This is a genomic window from Psychrobacter muriicola 2pS (assembly GCF_904846535.1).
GTDB classification, from domain to species: domain Bacteria; phylum Pseudomonadota; class Gammaproteobacteria; order Pseudomonadales; family Moraxellaceae; genus Psychrobacter; species Psychrobacter aquimaris.
The window spans coordinates 445,691-466,683 of the sequence record NZ_CAJHBC010000003.1 but is presented as its reverse complement, the minus strand read 5'-3'; the positions used below and the strand labels follow the sequence as shown (position 1 = coordinate 466,683).

At 42.9% G+C, this 20,993-nt stretch carries 19 protein-coding genes; 8 read left to right on the top strand and 11 right to left on the bottom strand.

The genetic code is table 11. From position 1 onward, the window contains the following. Positions 1–28 precede the first annotated feature (28 nt). Positions 29–343 (top strand): hypothetical protein, encoded by a 315-nt coding sequence (locus tag JMX93_RS06680; protein WP_499204254.1) that lies wholly within the window; start codon positions 29–31, stop codon positions 341–343. A gap of 110 nt (positions 344–453) precedes the next feature. Here JMX93_RS06680 and JMX93_RS06675 read toward each other — a convergent pair whose 3' ends face one another. Continuing rightward, a complete protein-coding gene (locus JMX93_RS06675) occupies positions 454–969 on the bottom strand; it encodes a hypothetical protein (RefSeq protein ID WP_193010999.1) in 516 nt (171 codons plus the stop codon). A 328-nt stretch (positions 970–1,297) separates the two neighbouring features. On the opposite strand from JMX93_RS06675, the gene recJ reads away from it, so the two are divergent. Next, positions 1,298–3,127: a single-stranded-DNA-specific exonuclease RecJ gene (gene recJ / locus JMX93_RS06670; protein WP_499204253.1), complete on the top strand. Its 1,830-nt coding sequence runs from the start codon at positions 1,298–1,300 to the stop codon at positions 3,125–3,127. Positions 3,128–3,200: 73 nt separating this feature from the next. On the opposite strand, the gene JMX93_RS06665 is transcribed toward recJ, so the two are convergent. The 7 genes from JMX93_RS06665 to JMX93_RS06635 all read right to left on the bottom strand — a co-directional run bounded on the left by JMX93_RS06665 (position 3,201) and on the right by JMX93_RS06635 (position 10,634). Further along, complete coding sequence (locus tag JMX93_RS06665) at positions 3,201–3,866, bottom strand: trimeric intracellular cation channel family protein (protein WP_193011116.1); 666 nt, start codon at positions 3,864–3,866, stop codon at positions 3,201–3,203. A gap of 85 nt (positions 3,867–3,951) precedes the next feature. Next, positions 3,952–4,587 carry a TRIC cation channel family protein gene (locus JMX93_RS06660; protein WP_496191340.1) on the bottom strand — a complete coding sequence of 212 codons (636 nt, stop codon included), beginning with the start codon at positions 4,585–4,587 and terminating at the stop codon, positions 3,952–3,954. Between the two features lie 74 nt (positions 4,588–4,661). Beyond that, positions 4,662–5,816: a multidrug resistance efflux transporter family protein gene (locus tag JMX93_RS06655; RefSeq protein WP_499204290.1), complete on the bottom strand. Its 1,155-nt coding sequence runs from the start codon at positions 5,814–5,816 to the stop codon at positions 4,662–4,664. A gap of 61 nt (positions 5,817–5,877) precedes the next feature. Next, positions 5,878–6,609: a 7-carboxy-7-deazaguanine synthase QueE gene (gene queE, locus JMX93_RS06650; protein WP_499204252.1), complete on the bottom strand. Its 732-nt coding sequence runs from the start codon at positions 6,607–6,609 to the stop codon at positions 5,878–5,880. A gap of 228 nt (positions 6,610–6,837) precedes the next feature. Further along, positions 6,838–7,659 (bottom strand): 2,3,4,5-tetrahydropyridine-2,6-dicarboxylate N-succinyltransferase, encoded by an 822-nt coding sequence (gene dapD, locus JMX93_RS06645; RefSeq protein ID WP_499204251.1) that lies wholly within the window; start codon positions 7,657–7,659, stop codon positions 6,838–6,840. A 152-nt stretch (positions 7,660–7,811) separates the two neighbouring features. Beyond that, positions 7,812–8,759, bottom strand: coding sequence for an alpha/beta fold hydrolase (locus tag JMX93_RS06640; RefSeq protein WP_499204250.1), 948 nt, complete (start codon positions 8,757–8,759; stop codon positions 7,812–7,814). 135 nt (positions 8,760–8,894) lie between these two features. Beyond that, a complete protein-coding gene (locus tag JMX93_RS06635; RefSeq protein ID WP_499204249.1) occupies positions 8,895–10,634 on the bottom strand; it encodes an amidohydrolase in 1,740 nt (579 codons plus the stop codon). A gap of 630 nt (positions 10,635–11,264) precedes the next feature. On the opposite strand from JMX93_RS06635, the gene arsS reads away from it, so the two are divergent. From arsS to JMX93_RS06620, 3 genes are all read left to right on the top strand, one after another. Beyond that, positions 11,265–12,245, top strand: coding sequence for an arsenosugar biosynthesis radical SAM (seleno)protein ArsS (arsS, locus tag JMX93_RS06630; RefSeq protein WP_499204248.1), 981 nt, complete (start codon positions 11,265–11,267; stop codon positions 12,243–12,245). Positions 12,246–12,506: 261 nt separating this feature from the next. After that, the gene (locus JMX93_RS06625; protein WP_499204247.1) at positions 12,507–13,229 is read left to right on the top strand and encodes a TIGR04283 family arsenosugar biosynthesis glycosyltransferase; all 723 of its coding nucleotides are present in this window, start codon (positions 12,507–12,509) and stop codon (positions 13,227–13,229) included. Between the two features lie 17 nt (positions 13,230–13,246). Then, positions 13,247–13,894, top strand: coding sequence for a TIGR04282 family arsenosugar biosynthesis glycosyltransferase (locus JMX93_RS06620; RefSeq protein ID WP_499204246.1), 648 nt, complete (start codon positions 13,247–13,249; stop codon positions 13,892–13,894). Between the two features lie 120 nt (positions 13,895–14,014). Here JMX93_RS06620 and mtnP read toward each other — a convergent pair whose 3' ends face one another. Beyond that, on the bottom strand, positions 14,015–14,908 hold the full coding sequence (gene mtnP / locus JMX93_RS06615; protein WP_499204245.1) for an S-methyl-5'-thioadenosine phosphorylase: 894 nt from the start codon (positions 14,906–14,908) through the stop codon (positions 14,015–14,017). 511 nt (positions 14,909–15,419) lie between these two features. On the opposite strand from mtnP, the gene JMX93_RS06610 reads away from it, so the two are divergent. From JMX93_RS06610 to JMX93_RS06600, 3 genes are read left to right on the top strand one after another with little or no spacing between them, the layout of a single operon-like run. Continuing rightward, positions 15,420–16,439 carry a TAXI family TRAP transporter solute-binding subunit gene (locus JMX93_RS06610; protein ID WP_499204244.1) on the top strand — a complete coding sequence of 340 codons (1,020 nt, stop codon included), beginning with the start codon at positions 15,420–15,422 and terminating at the stop codon, positions 16,437–16,439. After that, positions 16,420–16,962: a DUF1850 domain-containing protein gene (locus JMX93_RS06605; protein WP_227685898.1), complete on the top strand. Its 543-nt coding sequence runs from the start codon at positions 16,420–16,422 to the stop codon at positions 16,960–16,962. The genes JMX93_RS06610 and JMX93_RS06605 overlap by 20 nt, the downstream gene beginning before the upstream one ends. After that, positions 16,934–19,024: a TRAP transporter permease gene (locus tag JMX93_RS06600; RefSeq protein ID WP_443510881.1), complete on the top strand. Its 2,091-nt coding sequence runs from the start codon at positions 16,934–16,936 to the stop codon at positions 19,022–19,024. The genes JMX93_RS06605 and JMX93_RS06600 overlap by 29 nt, the downstream gene beginning before the upstream one ends. 140 nt (positions 19,025–19,164) lie before the next feature. Here the strand turns inward: JMX93_RS06600 and lipA are convergent, their stop codons facing one another. Then, positions 19,165–20,208: a lipoyl synthase gene (lipA, locus tag JMX93_RS06595; protein WP_201560093.1), complete on the bottom strand. Its 1,044-nt coding sequence runs from the start codon at positions 20,206–20,208 to the stop codon at positions 19,165–19,167. 174 nt (positions 20,209–20,382) lie between these two features. Continuing rightward, on the bottom strand, positions 20,383–20,778 hold the full coding sequence (locus tag JMX93_RS06590; RefSeq protein WP_499204289.1) for a carboxymuconolactone decarboxylase family protein: 396 nt from the start codon (positions 20,776–20,778) through the stop codon (positions 20,383–20,385). Positions 20,779–20,993 lie beyond the last annotated feature (215 nt).

Below are 20,993 nucleotides of genomic sequence, written 5' to 3'. Positions count from 1 at the left end.
TATATTGTAACTAGAGGTAAAGTGTCATATGAATCGTAAATTACTTATTTTCTGTGTCTTAATTGCTTTAATACCCAGCCTGTTTTTTATAAGAAGCGTATATGTAATGTCTGATTATCATATAGAGCAGTGTCATTGGAAGGGCTCTGGACCAAAAGTCATGGGAGATGGATTTACTTTCAATGACGATGTTCGGCTTGAAGATGGCGTAATTTTCATAGAGAACAAACCAGCGGCCAAAATAATGGTTAGAAAGTATCGTCCTTATGCAGATAACATTATTATAATTAGTGATATAAAGTATTCTGAGTTAGAGATGTATTATGAAAAAGGCTGTCATTAAATTGAGAAATTAAACCCATATATGCGTAGCTAAGTATGAATAAAACCAGCTAAGGCAATGGCTCTTAGCTGGTTTTATTTTATAAAGCTATTGTCTATTTTTTAACCGTTTTAGACATTTTTACCGTGTTGCTTTTGCTGAATATTTTTTGCGAGCTTGTAGCACTCATTGATGTGGTCATTGGCGATTTTTTTGAAAATCATATAACCCATTGTAGCGGCAACCATTTGACCACCTAGTGGAATAAATTTTGTCACTTGCTTGGCAGCGATACGACCACCGAAGCCTTGTACCGTCTTTTTAACAATACCACGTGTCGCCATCAACCCTGCAAAATCAATAGTACGATCTTTCAAAGCGCCCCAATGAATGGCTCGTGATTCTAGATCAACAGCTGCCTTACGGTCTTCAAGTAAGCCAAAGCGCTCGCTAATCTCAGGTAATAGCTGGGTAAGCATACCTGCATCTACGGCGACATCAAAAAATGGCACAGGAACAATGGCGACACCAGCAGAATATTTGGCACGTTTTTTGACCAGTTTTTGACATTCTTTTTTTACTTTTTCAAGGTCTAAGCTAGGGTCAATGGTATCTGGTAGTTTTTCAGCCAGTGGGGTGGTTTTCATAAAACATCCTTATAAATAATTAAAATAAAAAATTAGATTAAAAAGTCTCAATAGATAGCAAGTATCTCAGTTGTTTACTATTTTATGGATTTCTAAGCGGCATACAATCATTGCTTTGTAGCAAAATGCAGAAAATTGCGGTCACTATGCACCGTTTTTGTAAATAAAGGGTCAGGGTGTATTGAACATTCATAAATATAGCATGAGTCATTTGCTCTATGCGGGTAATAAAGTATGGTTTATCACAATGTAATGCAATAAAGAATGATAAACCAAGCCGCTTAAAATTGTCGTTGTGACCCTCTGCCAAAGCCAGTAGAATACGCATATGCTAAATTTAACCCCCCGTTATACCAGTACTCGCATCGACGAGTTGCCCACTGCGCTGCAACCACTTGCTGCGCAATCATTTACGCTTGCTCGCCTATACGCAGGTCGCGGCATTACCCAGCCTGATGAGCTAGAGACGCAACTCTCTGCTCTACTGCCAGCCGAAATGCTACATGGTGTTACAGAGGCAGTGCGTCTATTAGACGTCGCCATTGATAAGGGTCAGCGTATCCTTATCGTGGGCGATTTTGACTGTGATGGTGCGACCAGTACTGCATTGATGATGCGGGCGCTCACAAAAATGGGTGCAGTCGTTGACTTTTTAGTACCCGACCGCTTTAAATACGGCTATGGTTTGACACCAGAAATTGTCGAATTGGGTATTGAGAAGTATCATCCCGAGGTGATAGTGACCGTCGATAACGGTATCTCAAGCCATGAAGGCGTGGCACGTGCGCAAGCCGATGGCGTCACCGTGATTATTACCGATCATCATTTGACGACTAAAGAAACACCACCTGCGGAAGCTGTGGTTAATCCCAATCAGCTCGATTGTCACTTTAGCAGTAAAGCGTTAGTGGGAGTTGGCGTGGCATTTTATGTGCTCGGACGCTTAGCCAAGCTGCGCCGTGAAGCTGGTAAATCTACCGTGCAAGTCAGTCAATATTTGGATTTGGTGGCATTAGGAACAATTGCCGACGTTGGTGTGCTTGATAAGAACAATCGCATTTTAGTGCATCATGGACTGGCGGCTATCCTTCAAGGACGCTGCTCGCTCGGTATCTTGGCACTTCTTGAACAAGCAGGGCGCGATCCTAAGCAGTTGCAGGCGCAGGATTTTGGGTTTGTCTTAGGACCTCGTATCAATGCCGCCGGTCGTATGGACAATATGCGCATCGGTATTGAGTGTTTATTGACGGATGACTGGAGTACGGCGCAGCGTTTGGCGCAAGAGCTTGAGCAGTTAAACCGGACACGTCGACAGGTAGAAGGTGAGATGCGTGCGCAAGCGGATAGTATCGTGCAGACATTAGCCACTGCTGATACAGACATGGATGATGAGACTACGGTGGATCACCACGAAAGTGGCGATATTATTGTTCAAATTAGATCTGAGAAAAAAACGGTTAATAAGCATAAGCGCAGTATCGTTTTATACCAAGATGATTGGCATCAAGGGGTCATCGGCATCGTCGCTGGACGGTTAAAAGAGAGTCATTACTTGCCAAGTATTGTCTTTGCACCAGCAGATACAGAGCGTACGGGTGACGATGATGCTATTAAAGGGTCAGCACGGTCTATCGCTGGCGTGCACATTCGTGATGCGATTGAACAGGTGGCTGAGCGCTATCCTGATTTAATCAGTCATTTTGGTGGTCATGCAATGGCAGCTGGTTTGACCCTTAAACGTCATAATTTTGAGGCATTTGTAACAGCTTTTAATGACATCATGACACAGATGGATGATGAGGTATTTGCAGAGCAGAAATTCACTGATGGGCCTTTGCAGGCGAGTGACTTTAGCTTATGGTTCGCGGAACACTTAGCAGATGCTAGTATTTGGGGTCATGGATTTGCACCACCAATATTTGATGGGGTCTTTGAGGTATTAAGCTTTAAGATATTAAAAGACAAGCACCTTAAACTTTCGCTGCGTTACCCTGATGTGCAGTATCCGATTGAAGCAATTTATTTTAACTTCGATAGCGAGGAATGGGATTATCGCGCGGAAAAAGTGCATATACTATTTCAGCTAGACATCAACGAGTGGAATGGCAAACAAAGCTTGCAGTTGATGGTAAAAGATTTAGCAGTCGTACAGGCATAATGGCATTATCTTATTATAAGATGCTCAACAAGTAGCAAATATGGCGTCGACTTTGTTTAAGGTTGGCGCTTTTTTAGTACTTCCATTCGATGGCTGGAAACTGCCAGTCATAACGAATGGCGAGCATGCGTAAGGTAAAAATAGTAGTCATGGTAGAGATGTCAGCAATCCAGTCAGTCACGCCTAGATTGTGCAAAGCAAAGTAGAGAATACCGCCCGTTAAAGCGGCAGTGATATAAATTTCTTGTTGCAATACCAAGGGAATCTCATTGCAGATCATATCGCGGATGATACCGCCGACAATAATTGTAATCACTCCAAGTAATAAGGCCACGGGTACATTTGTACCCATACTATCGGCAACTTTGATACCGATTAAGGTAAAAGCGGATAGTCCTATGGTATCTGATAGCTTGAGGAACTTATCGACTCGCCTAGAGTTAGGGTGAAAGAATATTTGCATTACTAGTGACGAGATGGTGATAAGGGTCAGGTAGCTCATATCCACCATCCAAAAAAGCGGATGACGGTCCAAGATTACATCGCGGACAGTGCCGCCGCCGATAGCGGTGACGATTGATACCAGCAAACAGCCAAAAACGTCAAAGTTTTTATGTTTTGCCAGTATTGTGCCTGAAATACTACAAGCCACAATACCAATCATATCAAAAAGATAAATGAGTGAGCGCGGGTCAAAAGTTGTGATCAGTGCTGCAGGGTCCAATGCGATAGCCAACATGAGCAAGTCTCACTAATTTCCAATAATGATCAATCAATATGATAGTAATATAGCCATTAAGATATTTAATTATCTTAAATCTACTCTAAGCGACTAAGCGAATAGAGGGCAGGTGCCAATCAAACTTAAGTGCCAGCATACGTACGGCAAAGATAATAATCAACATGATAAACTCATTGATGCCAGCGTTGACGCCAAAATGCTGCAAAATTAAATACGTCACAGAACCTGCAATACTAGCAGTAATATAAATCTCACGCTGTAGTACCAGTGGTATCTCATTACAAATAATATCACGTAGCATACCACCGATAATGGCCGTCCAGACCCCCATCATAATAGCGATGACAGGCGATACATCTTGAGTCAACGCCACCTTAAAACCAATCACGCTAAAAGCTGCCAACCCAATAGCATCAAAAAGCTTCAGCGCATTATCAATTTTATGATACAGATGAAAAAACATTTGCAAAATAATCGACGTGACTGTGATGATAATCACATAATTGAGGTCAGTCATCCAAAATATTGGATGACGGTCGAGCACCATATCACGTAGCGTGCCGCCGCCGATGGCATTGACCATGGATACCAAGATACAGCCTGCAATATCGAAGCCTTTGTGCTGGGCAAGCAATGTACCTGCAATCGCACAAGCAATCACACCAACCATATCTAATAAATATAATAAAATATCAGGAAAAATTAAATCATTAACCATGATTATATTACCAATATAGTGGCCATAAAAAGAGTGGCTGGGCTGGTTTTTAAGTTGTTTATATTAGGGTCTGTTTAGCCATCTTTTGCAAATAGGATAAGTCCTATTATAATTAGGCCAATACCTATCAAGCCCATCGCTGATGGTAAGGTATTGTTTAGCAATAACATACCACCAATCAATGCAAATATCACTTCACTGGCTTGCGTTGCGTCAACACCAGCAACTTCGCTTGACGTTTCCGCTTTTTCTCGGGCATATAAAAAGATAGTGGTTGCTGCGACGCCTGCTAATAAAGCCACAAGTAATGTATTGAATACCTGCTTAGTGTCTGGCAAATCAGGACGAACGACAAGACCTAAAACCAACCAAAATGGCAAACTACCCAAGGTCATTAACCATACTTTGTTGAAAGCATTTTGCAGTAAAGTGGTTTTGATAGTAGGTATACGTGCGATTAAGTTTTGCAGGAAAGAGGTAGGCAAGGTTTGAGTAGGGTGGTTGATGTCCAAAATATCGATCATGTCTACCGTATGACTCATATCGGCTGACAATGTAGGTGCTTCTGTGATAAGTGAGGGTGTCTGTTTACTAATTTCGTTGGTTTGGACATCACTTTTTTGAGTGCTAATAGTCTCGGCACTACGTTTACGAGTGTTGTAAGATACCTGCCAAACCAGTTGGTTACCAATGGGGTAGCTAAAGGCTGCTACTAGCGCAGGTAAGGCGCCATAAAGCAGCATATCTTTCATAGGCACTGCATCAGCATCTAGTAAAGAAGCTGCATGCAGTCCTTCACTAATATTAACCAGTACCACTCCGACAAATACTAATAACGCATAAGCAATGAATTTTTTATCAAAACGTTGTCCGAACGCTAGTAACACGAGTAAGCTTGCGACCACCGTAAACATAAAGGTCGCCGCAACTACCCAGCCTGCGACATGATCGGCGGCGTAGCAGATGCCTGTATAAAATACACCGAAACCAATACTGCCAGTCACACACCAAAAGCCCCAATGTTGACAAAAGATAGCCATCAGCGATTTTATACGCCCAAAGCCATGTTGCATAACAATGATAACCGTCAGAATCAACCACATAAAAGCATAGCGAAGGCTGGCTGACCAAAACCAATGCCCACCAGCAGCACTCATAACTTCGTTTAAGACAAATGTCGAGCTGAAAAATGCACCCGCCAATAAGCCCAATAAAATGAGTTTGACCATACCCACATTCCTATCCTTGGCTCGCTATTTATGATGAATATCCATTCAAATTATTGGATTGTTATTTGCCTTTGGCATCTGCCCAAATGATTTTATGCAGTTGCAATTGGAAGCGTACGGGCAGGGCGTCAGCCAACATCCATTCTGCAAGTTCGCGCGCTAATACGGGTACATCGGGGCTGACCTCTTCGTCTATATCCTCTGCGACATTAAACATCGGTGAAAACCAAACCGTATCGACCAATTCATTCAATTTATGCTCAGACAGCTTGGTTTTTGCCCAGTCGTAATCTTCACGATTCATAATGACAAATTTAATTTGGTCATGCTGGGTGAGGTAGTCGAGATTTGACCATAGGTTTTTATCGACTTCGCCTGAGCTTGGCGTTTTGAGATCCATGACTTTACTGACCGCTTTCGGCACGTTTGCTACCGTGAGCGCGCCTGCGGTTTCAAGCGATATTTCATAACCGTCGCTCAGTAAGCGCCTCATCAGTTCGATGGCGTTTGGCTGTGCTAAAGGCTCGCCGCCAGTCAGACAAATGCGCTTGCAAGGATAGCTTTTGATGGTCTCTATAATAGTTTCTAGTGATTGACGCTCGCCGCCAGTAAAGGCGTATTCAGTATCGCAATAGACACAGCGAAGTGGACAGCCGGTCAAGCGTACAAATATCGTCGGTAAGCCTGAGGTCAGAGCTTCACCTTGCAAAGAATAAAAAATTTCTGTCAAACGTAGACCCGCTTCAGGGTCAGTGACAGGAATGGCGGCAGTGCGTAATAGTGATTCACTCATAATATGTCAAATACAGTTAAAGATTGATAATGGGATTAGGCACTTAGCAATCGTAATAAAAAAGGCAGGTGGTTGTGTGGATGGTTTTGTGTTTGCATAAAGCCAAACCAAAAAAATGGATTATAACGCAACAGCTTATATTAAGCTGCAAAAAAGATGCTGGAGTCATCCTCCAGCATCTTCATTTAAAACAATTTCACTTACAAAAAAATCGTACACGCTAGATATTTAGGCTAGACGTAATAACTCATTTACTGATGTTTTAGCGCGGGTTTGCGCATCCACCTTTTTCACGATGATAGCAGCGTACAAGCTGTGCGTACCATCTTCTGACGGTAAGCTGCCTGGTACGACAACAGAGCCTGCTGGTACACGGCCACGATGAATCTCACCAGTTTCGCGATCATAAATGCGCGTTGATTGACCGATAAATACACCCATCGAGATAACAGCGCCTTCTTCGACGATTACGCCTTCAACGATTTCAGAACGCGCACCGATGAAGCAATTGTCTTCGATGATAGTCGGGTTTGCTTGTAATGGCTCTAATACACCGCCGATACCAACGCCACCTGATAAATGCACGTTTTTGCCGATTTGGGCACATGAACCCACGGTCGCCCACGTATCTACCATCGCACCTTGATCGACATACGCGCCGATGTTGACATACGATGGCATCAATACCGCACCTGCTGCGATGTATGAACCTTTACGAGCAACCGCTGGTGGTACTACGCGTACGCCTGATTCTTTAAACTGTGCTTCAGTCCAGTTGGCAAATTTCGTCGGAACTTTGTCATAGAATTGTACATGTTCGCCCGCTGCCTGAACATAGTTGTCGTTTAAGCGAAAAGATAGCAAAACGGCTTTTTTTGCCCACTGGTTCACGACCCATTCGCCATCCTTTTTTTCTGCAACGCGCAATGTACCGTTATCTAGTTGCTCAAGCACTTGTTCGATGGCATCACGCACGTCCTGCGGCATCGTGCTCGGGCTATATTCGTTGCGTTTTTCAAAGGCTTGTTCGATGGTTTGTTGTAATGACATAAAGGTTCCTAAAGTTAGTGGAAGGTAAAGCATATATTGTCGTTAAATAACTCGTATGAATTGGAGTAAAAACTTGCTTGCCGTATTGTCGCTAATTTGGCGACTTTTAGCAAACGAGTTAACTGCCAAGATGAGCGCTGCGCTTAATTGTCTTAGGTATGGCTCTCTATCCATTCTAAGATATCTTCATAAACTGTTTGATGGTCTTTTTCATGCAAGGGCTCATGACGCATATTTGGATAGAGTTGGATATCTACCTGACTGAAGTTTTGCTTGTTTAAGCGCGTGACAATTTTGCGGATGCCGTTACCCATATCTCCAATAGGATCATCTTCACCGCTGATAAACAGCATCGGGAAGTCTTTTGGGATGGTCGTTGACCAGCCTTTATTTAAGCCAGTTTCCATCAAACAGAATAATGTCATAAAGCCATTATTGGTGAAATCAAAGCCCGTTAATGGATCTGCTTCAAAGGCCTCAATGGCAGCAGAGTCTTCAGCTAACCATGCAAATTCCGATGAAGATATGCGATCTTCGAGCTTACTGTTCAGGACTTTATTCATCACCGAGGCAAGCACCGTATTTGGTTTTCTAGGTGCCACTTTTGCCAGTACTTTATTGACTGGGAGTAGTACTTTAGTCAATGGGTTGGCATCTGCTGTGCCCATCAAAATAGCACCTGTAAAATTGTGTGCATGGTGCTTTAGGACGTTACGCACAATAAACGAGCCCATAGATTGCCCCATTATAAAGTGCGGTACATCAGGATGGCGGTTTTTTAAGCTATCTGCCATGACGATGACGTCTTTTAACAGTGACTGTACAGGATGCTCCTCACCAAAAAACCCTAGATCCGCTTCTGTTTTAACTGTCTGCCCATGACCTAGATGATCATACGTCGCTACTGCGATACCATTATCGGCTAAAAATTGAGCGAAATCTGCGTAACGTCCGCTATGCTCTGCCATACCATGCACAATCAGTAACGTGGCCTTTACCGCTGTGTTTTCATGGCTTGGTTCAAAAAAATTATGATGCAAGTAATGAATGTTGTCAGAGGAGAGAATGTGGTCGTTACCTGTATCGGTGTTAGTACTCATATGAGGTTCCTTGAATAGTTTTAATGAATGATTTTAATAAGTAGTTTTAAGGGCTCATGCTCTTAATGAATAGCAGGCATGACAATCTTTAATCGCCTGCTAAAATTTGGCTTATTATACGGCGCTTATCATGAACTATTGTACTGGATGTTGGTAAATCGTTTTACCCTCTTTAATGGTTTTTATGACTTTGATATCTTTGAGCTTGCTTGCCTCTATGATTAATGGGTTGGCATCTAAGATAACCAAATCAGCCAGTTTTCCTGGCGTCAAAGTACCTTTGCTGTCTTCTTCAAAATACTCATAAGCGGCATTGCTGGTAATGGCTTTCAACGCTTGATAAGGCGTAGCTCGCTCATTTTCACCAATGATTTTGCCTGTGCGCGAGGTGCGATTGACTGCTGACCAGACTGAAAATAGCGGATCGACAGGTGTCACTGTGTCATCAGAGTGATTGGTATATTTAAGTCCCATTTTATCAGCAGTGGCAATAGGGCTTAAAAAGTCAGCACGTTTTTTACCTAAGTTTTTAACGTGCACGTCTCCCCAAAAGTAAGTATGGTTGGTAAAGAATGACGGCACCATATTGTATTTTTTGAATGCTGCTAGCTGATCAGGTCGGGCGAATTGAGCATGAATGGGCACAGTACGGCGATCTTTATCAGCCGCTTGACCAGTCTTCTTGACGGCATATTCGTGTGCTTTGATTAGCATATCGGTTGCGCCATCACCATTGTTATGGATAAAGAGCTGATTGTCGCGAGCATAGGCTTTGACAAACATCTCGTTTAGCTCATCTTGGCTGACACTTGGCAGACCACGGCAGTCTTTTTCGCAATCTGGAACTGGCGTGAGATAAGGTTGACTAAAATAGGCAGTCTTGCCTTGTGGTGAGCCATCTGCGATGATTTTAGTACCCTGTACTTTTAAACCATTTTGATAGGTTTTCCATACGAAGTTTTTATCAGCCAAATTTTCATCCAAGTCGCTCACCCCTGCCAACGCGACCAAATCAATTTTGAGCTTACCAGCATCGGCTTGTTTTTGAAAAAACTGAATGGTGTTTCGGGTCGTTGAGCCATTTTGTGCCGTTGTTATGCCATTCTTTGCATAGTAATCTTGCGTCTGCGCAAAGAATTTGGCTTGATTCGGTGCTAATATCTCTAGCATATTACGCATGAACGGATAAATCGCTGTCTCTTGTACGAGGCCGTTTGGTTCATTAGAGCCTTTAATCCGAGCAATATTACCACCCGCTGGATTTTTAGTGTCAGCAGTGATATTCATCGCGGCTAGTGCCTTGCTGTTTGCCACGCCCATGTGACCACTCGTGTGTTGTAAATAAACAGGGTTGTTTGGCAATACTTTATCAATCTCGTTTTTGGTCGGAGGACGCCCCTCAGCAAGCTGAGTTTCGTCATAACCCCAACCAAATATCCAATCGCCATCAGCAATATTATTGTCCACTTTATAATCTTTTAGCGTTTGCATCATTTTGGGAATACTATCGACTTTACCGATGGGTGGCGGGTTGAGATTGACCTGACCCATGGTGTTCGAGACCATATCAAAATGACTGTGCGGATCGATAAAGCTGGGTAATAAAGTTTTATCTTGCAGATTGATCTGTGCTGCATTTTTATATTTCGATTGTGCCTCTTGTAAATTGCCAACATAGGCAATCTTGCCCGCCTGGGTGACTAAAGCTTCAGCCATTTGTGGCTGTTCGCCCTCCATCGTGATGATATTGCCATTGTAGTAGACAGTTGCTGAGTTGCTTGCATCTTTAGTCATGGTCTGCATGGTGGTACAGCCTACGACACTCATTAATCCAATGCTCAGTACAGTCGGTTTGAGTAATGTGCTCATCTTCATTACGTTATCCTTAAAGGTAGTTTGATGCTTGTATCGTCCGTGTGTCATAAGCATTGATAAGTGATGAGTTTTTATATTCTAAAAACATTTATATATCATCAGTGAACGTTATTGTTAGAGAAATGAATATTACATCCAATTTAACGACAAAGCCTTGTGCGGTCAATGCTATTTAAGAGTTTTGCGACTTTATCAAACGCTTACCCTAGATGCCTCTTTGTTATATATCAGCAGCGAATCTATATGTCACTATACAATCAATAAAAATACTGCAATCAACCAAATATGCCAATGTTATGTTTAGGGTCTTGTGCTGACAGCTATGGCATTGCCAGTTGGATACGAGCTCTCAAAAGCCAAATTGATAAGTGCAGTATGACATCCTACGAAACGTCATGCTCATTTGGAATAAAAGGTAAAAATCACGCTATTAGTTATCAATACTCATTCACAATCAGGTATGATTAATTAGATAAATCGTAAGGTAATGAGGATGAAAATGAGGTGTTGGTTTTATAAGATAATCATAAAAATCAATTTCTTGCGTGTATATTTATCTTTTTCTAATCTTTTATTTTTGCGTTACCATTCTAGCTTTTAGGGGTACTACTAACAGGGTTTTATAGCATTATGAAATCAACTATCAAATTACTCGAACACACGGATTTCCCCGCGATTAAACGTCGTGAGTTAACCACGCTACAAGTCAACATGGGTTACTTATGCAATATGTCTTGCGTCCATTGCCACGTGGCTGCCAGTCCTTACCGTACAGAGATGATGTCGCGTGAGCTTGTTGAGTTGATTCTAGAAGTCTTGCAAGCGAAAAATATCGAGACGCTTGATTTAACGGGTGGTGCGCCTGAGATGCACGAAGACTTTAAGTATTTGGTAACAGCCGCTCGCGACTTGGGTGTAAGAGTGATTGATCGCTGTAATCTGACTATCCTGATGGAAGAAGGGTACGAGGACATGGCGAAATTTTTGGCAGACAACGAGGTCGAAGTGGTGGCTTCTCTGCCTTGTTATTCATTAGAAAATGTCGATAAGCAGCGCGGCAAAGGTGCATTTGATGGCAGTATATTAGGACTGCATAAGCTCAACGCGTTTGGCTACGGTAAGAAAGGGTCAGGGCTAACGCTGAACCTCGTCTATAACCCGCAAGGTGCGACGCTGCCGCCCAATCAGCAACAACTAGAAGCGGATTATAAGCGCGAGCTAAAAGCGCATTTCGATATTGAATTTCATCAGTTATTTGCCTTGACCAATATGCCTATTCAGCGCTTTGGTGCGGTACTATTGGCTAAAAACCAAGTCCATCCCTATATGGACTTGCTCAAAGCCAATTATGTGGCTACCAATTTAACCGAAGTCATGTGCCGTTCGACTATCAGTGTCAATTGGCTAGGTGAACTATTTGATTGCGACTTCAATCAGCAATTAGAGATTCCAGTGCCTAACAAGTCTCGTCGGCATCTAAGCGATTTATTAACGCAAAACCCCGCTGGCGATGACATTGCCATTGCAGATCATTGCTATGGCTGTACGGCAGGGCAGGGAAGTAGCTGTGGTGGTGCGCTAGAAGAAGAGGCAACAGATCAGACGATATAAAAAACATCATCGATTTAAACGGAGTGACTCCTGTTAGTTTTGAATAGACCAACATCTAATAATGCTGGCACCGTCAAGCTGGTTTTGATCAAGTATCCTAATATCAAGTCGAGTAAAGGTATTGGCGGGTTTTTTGGCTCGTTACAGCTCCTCGTTAGAGCTTAGTAAGTCGCAAACGGCTGATCTAAAAGCAGGAAAAATGAAGATTGGCTATACCGATTACAATTGGACTTTAAATAAAAAATAAAAATGCGGCTAGTTATGACGGTTATTGCTACGGTTTCTATTATTATTCCAGTGCTCAATGAGGCCGATAATTTGCCTTTATTGTTTGATAATATCAACAGCCTAAATCCAAAACCCCAGCAAGTAATATTGGTGGATGGTGGCTCAACAGATAATTCTGTGGTGCTTACTCAGCAAGTCATAGAAAGTCTAAAGATTGATAGTAAATCAGTTGTAGACTGGCAAAATGTAGTCTCAGTCGCAGGGCGAGCGCAGCAAATGAATACAGGTGCAGCGTTAGCAACTGGCGAGGTATTGTTGTTTTTGCATGCCGATACTCGATTGCCAATTGACGCTATCGATAGCGTTTCTGACGCGATGAAACTGGCAGAGTGGGGACGTTTTGATGTGCAAATAGACAGTTGCCAGCCGACACTGCGATTGGTCAGTCAGATGATCAATTGGCGCTCAAAATTGAGCGGAATCGCCACAGGCGACCAAGCCATTTTTATTAGACAGTTTTTATTTGAGCGAATCGGTGGTTATCCTAACCAAGCATTGATGGAAGATATTGAGCTTTGTAAGCATCTTAAAAGTATCGCCAAACCTGCTTGTTTACAAAGTAAAGTCATTACTTCAGCAAGGCGTTGGCAACAGCACGGAACTTGGCGGACGATTATTTTGATGTGGCATCTACGCTTTGATTATTGGCGCGGGGTTTCGGCAGATAATATCAAGCAGCGTTATTATAAAACTTAGGTAGCAATAAATATTCTATGCCAAAATATCTCATGCTAACAGAGACGCTCATCATTATCTTTGCCAAATTCCCCGCGGATGGTATGGCAAAAACGCGCTTGCAACCCGCACTTGGTATTGAAGGTGCCGCGCAAATGGCGCGTAAACTGCTATTGCATAGCGTAGAACAAGCCGTCGCTACTGGCTTTAGTGTTGAGCTATGTGTCAGTCCTGCGCCAATCAATCCATGCTGGCAAGCGCTTGGTTTGCCTGAATCGCTGCATTGGTCAGCGCAAGCGGATGGTGACTTGGGTTTGCGTATGTTAACCGCCAGTCAGCGTGCATTACAACCTATTGAATTGAAACGTTTTAAAAAGGTTTTATTAGTCGGTACGGACTGTCCTAGTCTCACAGCTACTCGTATGCGACAGGCTGCACAGCAATTAGAGGCACAAGATAGCGTAATGATTCCTGCTTTTGATGGTGGCTATGTGCTGTTTGGCTTTAAGCAAGTTGCTGCTCATTTATTCAGCAATATCGAATGGAGTACGGCGAGCGTAGCAAAGGTTACTCAACAGCGCTTGGCAGAATTGAGTTGGTCTGTAGCGTTGTTAGCACCTTTGCCTGATATTGATGAGCCTGAAGATTTGCAGTATTTGCCAAATGGCTGGCTTGATGGTTATTAAGGATTAAGAACGCCTTATCATTTGGAGCTTTTATGTATTAAGAAGCCATTAAACTATTTTGTTGACCCTATTAGGCTGATTATAGTTCGATGGCTTTTTGTTGATTATAAATTCGTATGGCTAAGGCAATAATGCTGACAGTCTGGTTTTAGTCTCTTCACTCATCGCCTCTACTGGCGTTACTAATGCTTGAGCTAAAGCCTTATGAGCAATAGAGTCAGGCTGTTCTGCAGCGAGTAGGGCGACCGCTTGCTTAATAACGTGCTGCGCATTATCGGCGTTTTTCATCAAATTCTGAATAGCGTAATCGGCGCTAACGGCTTCCTCAGTAGGGTTCCAACAATCAAAATCTGTTACTAAGGCTAGCGTCGCGTAAGCCATGCTTGCTTCACGAGCAAGCTTAGCCTCTGGCATATTGGTCATACCGATGATGTCCGCTTGCATCTGCCGATACCAGTGTGACTCTGCACGAGTGGAAAACTGTGGCCCTTCGATACAGACATACGTGGCTTTTGCATGACATTTACCTTCAGCTATCTGCGCCTGAACATAAGCACGCGTTAGAATATCCGCGACTTTAGGACATAAAGGATCAGCCATCGCGACGTGTGCCACTGCACCTTCCCCAAAAAAACTGCTGTTTCTATACTTAGTCATATCGATCATTTGATCGGGAATGACCATGTCTAATGGCTTAAGCGCTTCTCTTAGCGACCCCACTGCCGATACCGAAATGACGTAACGTACGCCCAAAGTTTTGAGGGCATAAATATTGGCACGATAGGGGACTTCGGAAGGAGTGAGTTTGTGACCATGACCATGACGAGTTAGAAAGGCGACCGTTATGCCATTCAATTCACCTAAGACAATATCGTCAGAAGGTGTACCAAAAGGCGTCAATATTTTTACGTTACGCTTATTGCTTAGCGCTTGCATCTGATAAAGACCACTACCACCAATGATGGCGATATCAGCAGATACCGCTGCTGATTTTTCTACACTAGATGTTGTCATAAAGGTTTTCCAGATTTTTAGAATAAAAGATAAAGTTGCCAATATATGTGGTGACGAATCTATTATTCAGACTGCGTCTACTTTAAGTTAGCTGCTTTAAAAAATGCCCGCTTAGGTTTTATATATGAAATACAATAAAGCCTACAGTATTATAAAAATACATTCAGGCATACCACTCAGTCATTCTATATCAGTATTTTTGGTCAAATAACCTCGTTTGTATTTGGATGATTATAAAGGTTTACAATCGACACAAACTTTGTTTAAATAAGATAACTAATGAAACATTGTTCCGCATAGCAAAACTATAATTTAGCTTTTGATTGCTTACAAAAACTGCTGCCACTTGACCTAAATGGCTTCGAATATAAGGTTTTGAGCGTAGAAGAGAATGTAGATGGCAGTTTATTTATAGCAAGAATTGCTATATTATTACAGGTATGTAACGCATTAATATTTATATACTGATGCTGTTAAATATACTAAATCGATTATTTCAAGGATGAATTCAATGCGCCACTCTCTAAAATCCCCGTTACTTTTATCAGCAATGTTAAGCGCCACTTTAGGGCTGACGGCATGCTCATCACCAAGTTCAGAAGGCACTGACAGTACAGCAACAGATAGCGCTGCCACGGACACTGCTGCCGATAAGTTGGATACCAAGTTTCTGACCATCGCCACTGGCGGGGCATCTGGACCTTATAACATCATCGGTACCTCATTATCAGAGGTCTATGTCAAAACCTTTGGGGTCAACTCAAAAACGCAAACTACTGGTGCTTCAGTTGAAAACGTCAATCTATTGACCCAAGGAAAGGTCGACATGGTGTTGGCGCTTAGTGATGTCGTCACCGACGCGGTCGAAGGCAAAAACAACTTTGATAAGCCGATAACCAACATTCAACAGATTGCGGTCTTGTACCCTAATGTGGTGCAAGTCGTCACCACCAAAAAATCTGGCATCAAAAATATTGAAGATTTACGTGGTAAACGCATCGCTGTAGGCGATCAAGGCTCTGGAACAGAAGTAAATGCTAGAACTTTATTAGAAGGTTTTGGTATCACGTATGATGATGTTACCGTTGATTATTTAGGCTTTGCGGAAGCAGCGGACGGTATGAAAGCGGGTAAAATTGAAGCAGCATTCTTTAGTAGTGGTCTGCCAAACTCTTCATTGATGGAGTTAGAGCAGGGCTTAGACTTACAGTTGATCACCATCAATCAAGACAAGCTAAAAGAAATCATTGCGACCAAGCCTTACTTCAAAACCTTTGAGATTCCTGCTGGCACTTATGGCAATGAAGCAGCGATTCCAACCGCAGCAATCATGAATGCTCTATTGGTTAGCTCTGATTTGTCTGAAGCTGATGGTTATAAATTGACCAAAGCACTATTTGATAATTTAGACGGTCTAAAAACAGCGCACCAAGCGGCCAATGATATTAGCTTAGAAACCGCTCGTGATGGCATGGTCGCCCCTATCCATCCTGGCGCTAAAAAGTACTATGATGAGCAAGCAGCTAAATAAGCAATTAGGGTTATTAATTGGCGTGGTAGGTATTGCCGCGCTGGTTTTTTTTACGCTATGGCATCTATTTGTCCGTCAGCCTGTGGTCGAAGTGCGTGTTGCAGGCGTTGATGGTGCTAATGATAAAGTTTGCTATTTCGTCGAGCCAAATTTTCAATTGCGCTGGATACACTCTGTAGAAAAACAATGGTGGGAAGAGCAATACCAACGTGAGAGCGATGGGTTGCTGCTGACCACCACTTATTTTGAAGCTTTTGGGGCGGGTACACCCTCAACCGAAGCGCTTGCTCTCATACAAAAACCTGGCTATCTGGGTTATCAAATCAATGAGAAATTGCCCAAGCTCAATTGGGTGGTCTCTCGGCTTACCAAAGGTGAGATTGAGTATGGTAACTACCGGATGCTCATTCATCGCTGGGTGCCAGACTATTCTGAAGTAACGATCATGCCGACAACGTATGGTTTCATTGATAGATTTAACAAGGACTTGTGTCATGAACTCCCAAGTGATGGATCACAATAATGTGACAACGATGTCAGATATCAATAACAATAGCGACTTGCCTATACATTCCAACACGGATGCTAATACTAATATCGACGCTGAACTTGAAGCGCAAGCCCACAATAAAGCTATACTAGAAAAGTATGACCGAGAATCCATCACACGGCACCTCACTCAAGGACCAGTGAAGTATTTTATCGCTGGAATTTGCATTTTATATTCACTGTTTCATTTGTATATTACTTTTAATCCCATGCCAGCATTGCTACAGCGCTCTGTACACGTGGGCATTGGTTTTGCATTAATTTTCTTGATTTTTCCAGCAAGCAAAAAAAGCAGTCGTCAGCGCGTTGCATGGTATGACTGGATATGGTTTGCCCTGTCTTTATCTGGGATGGCTTATCTGATATATGAATATCAAGACATTGTGACCTCACGTGGTGGTATGGCCAACCAGATGGATGTGATATTTTCGCTGATTACGGTGGTCTGTGTGTTAGAAGGCAGTCGCCGTATTACTGGTTGGATTTTGCCGATCTTGGCAGGAATATTTTTGGCGTATCCGTTTGTCAGTCATTTGGACTTTATGCCTGACCGCTTACTGACTCGTCCTTATGATATGGGTGATATTTTTGGTCAATTGTTTCTAAAAACGGAAGGCTTGTATTCTGTTGCGATTGGTGCATCGGTCACCTTTATCTTCTTATTCATTCTTTTTGGTGCGTTCTTAGCACGCTCGGGAATGGGACAGCTGTTTAATGATTTGGCATTGGCTATCGCTGGTCACAAAAAAGGTGGACCTGCAAAAGTAGCAGTCATCTCTAGTGGCTTTATGGGCAGTATCAATGGCTCTGCTTTGTCAAATGTGGTGAGTACCGGTGCCTTTACCATTCCGCTCATGAAAAAGGTCGGTTATCACAAAGATTTTGCGGGCGCAGTTGAGGCGAGTGCGTCTGTTGGCGGGCAGATATTGCCACCGATTATGGGTGCCAGTGCATTTATTATGGCTGAGACGACAGGCTTGCCTTATAGCACGATTGCGTTGGCAGCATTACTGCCCGCGATTTTGTATTATCTTGGTGTGATTGCACAGGTGCATTTCCGCGCTGGACGCCGTGATCTAAAAGGTATCGCTAAAGAAAGCTTACCAGCCGTCAAAGAAGTGTTAAAAGCACGCGGTCACATGCTGCTACCGATTGTATTTTTGATTTTCTTATTAATCAGAAACGTGCCCGTTGGTTATGCAGCGGCTTATACCATTGGCTTTACCGTCGTGGTTAGTATGCTGCGCAAAGAGACCAGAATGGGTTTCTCTGACATTTTGGGTGCGCTAGAAGATGGCGCACGCCAGTCGCTCGCAGTAATGGCTGCCTGTGCGGTCGTCGGTATTATTATCGGAGTAGTGAGTCTAACCAGCTTTGGTACGGTAATGACTTCATCTATTGTGACGCTAGGTGCAGGATCATTATTCTTTACGCTGATTTTAACCATGCTAGCATCGATGGTCTTGGGCATGGGACTACCGTCTATTCCTGCCTATATTATTACGGCAACAATGGCAGCACCAGCATTGGCTGGTTTTGATATTCCAATTTTGTCGGCGCATATGTTTGTCTTCTACTTTGGTATCTTCGCCAATATTACACCGCCTGTATGTCTGGCAGCCTTTGCTGGTGCTGGTATATCCGGTGGCGATCCGATGAAGACAGGGTTCTTGTCGCTTAAACTAGCACTCGCCGGATTTATCGTGCCGTTTATGTTTATTTATAATCCAACGATGCTGATGATAGATCCAACCGGTTTGGCAGTAACAGCGAAAGATTTCCCACTACCACCTATTTTAGATATTATCACGGTAGTAGTGACTTCAGTGACAGGTGTTATCGCTTTAAGCTCAGCACTTGAAGGGTATTTTAAAGGGACTATGAATCCAGTGACGCGCGTCATCTTGACCATTGGTGCTTTATTACTGATTTATCCTGAGATTACCACGGGATTATTAGGCGGCGTTATCGTATTAATCGTCGCTGTATTCAATATCAAAACAGCTGAAAAGCCAACGCCAACTTTAACTGTTTAAAGTGTTAAGTGTTAGGGGCTATCCTAATATTTAAAACAATCTATCAAAGCTAAAAAAAGGGGTGAATAACATAAACTGTTATTCACCCCTTTTACATGCTTCGCTTAATTTTTAAGCGTTAGCTTATTAAAACCCGACACTTAGCAGCCAAGTTTGCCTTCAGCTTCCAATGCTTTTTTACTACGGATTGGCGCTGGGCAATCTTCGCCATAGTATTGACGATCAGCGAAGTAGCTTGAGCGTACCATTGGGCCTGCCCAAATGCTAAAGAAGCCGATCTTTTTACCGTAGTCCATATAGCGTTGGAACTCATCTGGATGGACATAACGATCTACAGGCGCGTGGTTTTTACTAGGTTGCAGATACTGACCAACCGTAATCATATCCACATTGTGCGCTTTTAAGTCATCAAGCAGTGCATAAATCTCTTCTTCAGTCTCGCCAAGGCCAACCATAAAGCCACATTTGGTGGCGATATCAGGACGACGCTCTTTATAGAGCTTGAGCAAATCTAGCGAATGCTGATAGTCAGAACCTGGACGAAACGCTTTATAGAGGCGTGGTACGGTTTCGATGTTATGGTTAAAGACATCTGGCGGTGTTTCAGTCAGTAGGTCTAAAGCAATCTCCATACGACCACGGAAGTCTGGCACCAATATCTCAATGAGGCAATTTGGGCTGAGTGCGCGAGATTCATTGAGTACTTCAACGAAGTGGGCAGCACCGCCATCTTTAAGATCATCACGATCCACAGAGGTGATAACGGCATACTTCAACTGCAAGCCTAAAATGGTCTCGGCAGTATGGCGTGGCTCATCTGCATCTAGCTCATTGGGACGACCATGTCCTACGTCACAGAACGGACAGCGACGGGTACAGATATCACCCATAATCATAAAGGTCGCCGTACCATCAGCGAAGCACTGCGGCAGGTTAGGGCAGGCCGCTTCCTCACAAACGGTATAAAGCTTCTGCTCACGCAAGGTGGCTTTAATACGAGCCACTTCAGCAGGCGAGGACATTTTAACCCGAATCCAATCTGGCTTTTTCTTTGCCTCGACGGTTGGGATCACTTTAATTGGGATACGTGCAACTTTATCGTAGCCACGTAGTTTTTCGCCTTGAATGGCTTTTTTTGGTTTGACCTTAGCAGCAGGCACATGTGTTTGTACGGCAGTTGTCATAATAAAGTATCTCTTAACCCTTTATAGCATAAGGGTTTATGGAATTATTAGAATATGTTATGAGTTGAGGTATTATAGCAGAAACTTAGGGGCTAATTTTCAATGAATCTTGTTTAACTGACCATTTTGAAGTCGATACTCAAGGCTACTATGATTTGTCTCTCAACCATAGTTTTAAATATCTATATCAATATCCAACTCATTCAGGATTTCTATGGCGGCACGAAACGCTTCTTGGGTGGTAGGTGCACCGCAATAAGGCAAGCTGTGCATTAATACTTCTCGAATCTCAGCGACACTAGCGCCATTATTAATTGCACCTCTAATGTGCCCCTTTAGCTCAGTCGGGCTTTTTTGCGCAATTAAAAAAGCGATAGTAATTAATGAGCGGTATTTGCGTGGCAATACTGAGTCATCTTGCCAAGTGCTGCCCCAAGCGTGCTCAATAATCCAGTCTTGTAATGGTTGGGTGAACTCAGTCGCTGCATCAAGCGAGCGTTTGACATGTGCATCACCCATCACATCAGTGCGAACTTTGAGACCGTTTTGATAATTAGCGTTACTCTTCATATCGCTGTTTTCCGTGTGATTGTTTTCCATCGTACTACTGTCCATATCATCATCCTTAATATTTATTGAATTAGTATATGGCTAGGGTGTGTCCTCAATTCAAGCAATGAGCATCTAAATGGGCGAAAAATGGCGAAATTTTGTTAAATACTGTCAAATAGCACCGTTAATATCCCGATATTAACGGCGCTATTTTCCTTGTTTAACGGCAACTT

Bases quoted from the DNA above. Each gene is read 5' to 3' on its own strand.
- JMX93_RS06660 (WP_496191340.1), bottom strand. From the start codon at position 4,587: ATGGTTAATGATTTAATTTTTCCTGATATTTTATTATATTTATTAGAT.
- JMX93_RS06600 (WP_443510881.1), top strand. From the start codon at position 16,934: ATGAACTCCCAAGTGATGGATCACAATAATGTGACAACGATGTCAGAT.
- JMX93_RS06605 (WP_227685898.1), top strand. From the start codon at position 16,420: ATGAGCAAGCAGCTAAATAAGCAATTAGGGTTATTAATTGGCGTGGTA.
- queE (WP_499204252.1), bottom strand. From the start codon at position 6,609: ATGAGTGAATCACTATTACGCACTGCCGCCATTCCTGTCACTGACCCT.
- JMX93_RS06665 (WP_193011116.1), bottom strand. From the start codon at position 3,866: ATGTTGGCTATCGCATTGGACCCTGCAGCACTGATCACAACTTTTGAC.
- JMX93_RS06640 (WP_499204250.1), bottom strand. From the start codon at position 8,759: ATGAGTACTAACACCGATACAGGTAACGACCACATTCTCTCCTCTGAC.
- arsS (WP_499204248.1), top strand. From the start codon at position 11,265: ATGAAATCAACTATCAAATTACTCGAACACACGGATTTCCCCGCGATT.
- JMX93_RS06590 (WP_499204289.1), bottom strand. From the start codon at position 20,778: ATGAAGAGTAACGCTAATTATCAAAACGGTCTCAAAGTTCGCACTGAT.
- mtnP (WP_499204245.1), bottom strand. From the start codon at position 14,908: ATGACAACATCTAGTGTAGAAAAATCAGCAGCGGTATCTGCTGATATC.
- recJ (WP_499204253.1), top strand. From the start codon at position 1,298: ATGCTAAATTTAACCCCCCGTTATACCAGTACTCGCATCGACGAGTTG.
- JMX93_RS06610 (WP_499204244.1), top strand. From the start codon at position 15,420: ATGCGCCACTCTCTAAAATCCCCGTTACTTTTATCAGCAATGTTAAGC.
- JMX93_RS06675 (WP_193010999.1), bottom strand. From the start codon at position 969: ATGAAAACCACCCCACTGGCTGAAAAACTACCAGATACCATTGACCCT.
- lipA (WP_201560093.1), bottom strand. From the start codon at position 20,208: ATGACAACTGCCGTACAAACACATGTGCCTGCTGCTAAGGTCAAACCA.
- dapD (WP_499204251.1), bottom strand. From the start codon at position 7,659: ATGTCATTACAACAAACCATCGAACAAGCCTTTGAAAAACGCAACGAA.
- JMX93_RS06655 (WP_499204290.1), bottom strand. From the start codon at position 5,816: ATGGTCAAACTCATTTTATTGGGCTTATTGGCGGGTGCATTTTTCAGC.
- JMX93_RS06625 (WP_499204247.1), top strand. From the start codon at position 12,507: ATGACGGTTATTGCTACGGTTTCTATTATTATTCCAGTGCTCAATGAG.
- JMX93_RS06635 (WP_499204249.1), bottom strand. From the start codon at position 10,634: ATGAAGATGAGCACATTACTCAAACCGACTGTACTGAGCATTGGATTA.
- JMX93_RS06680 (WP_499204254.1), top strand. From the start codon at position 29: ATGAATCGTAAATTACTTATTTTCTGTGTCTTAATTGCTTTAATACCC.
- JMX93_RS06620 (WP_499204246.1), top strand. From the start codon at position 13,247: ATGCCAAAATATCTCATGCTAACAGAGACGCTCATCATTATCTTTGCC.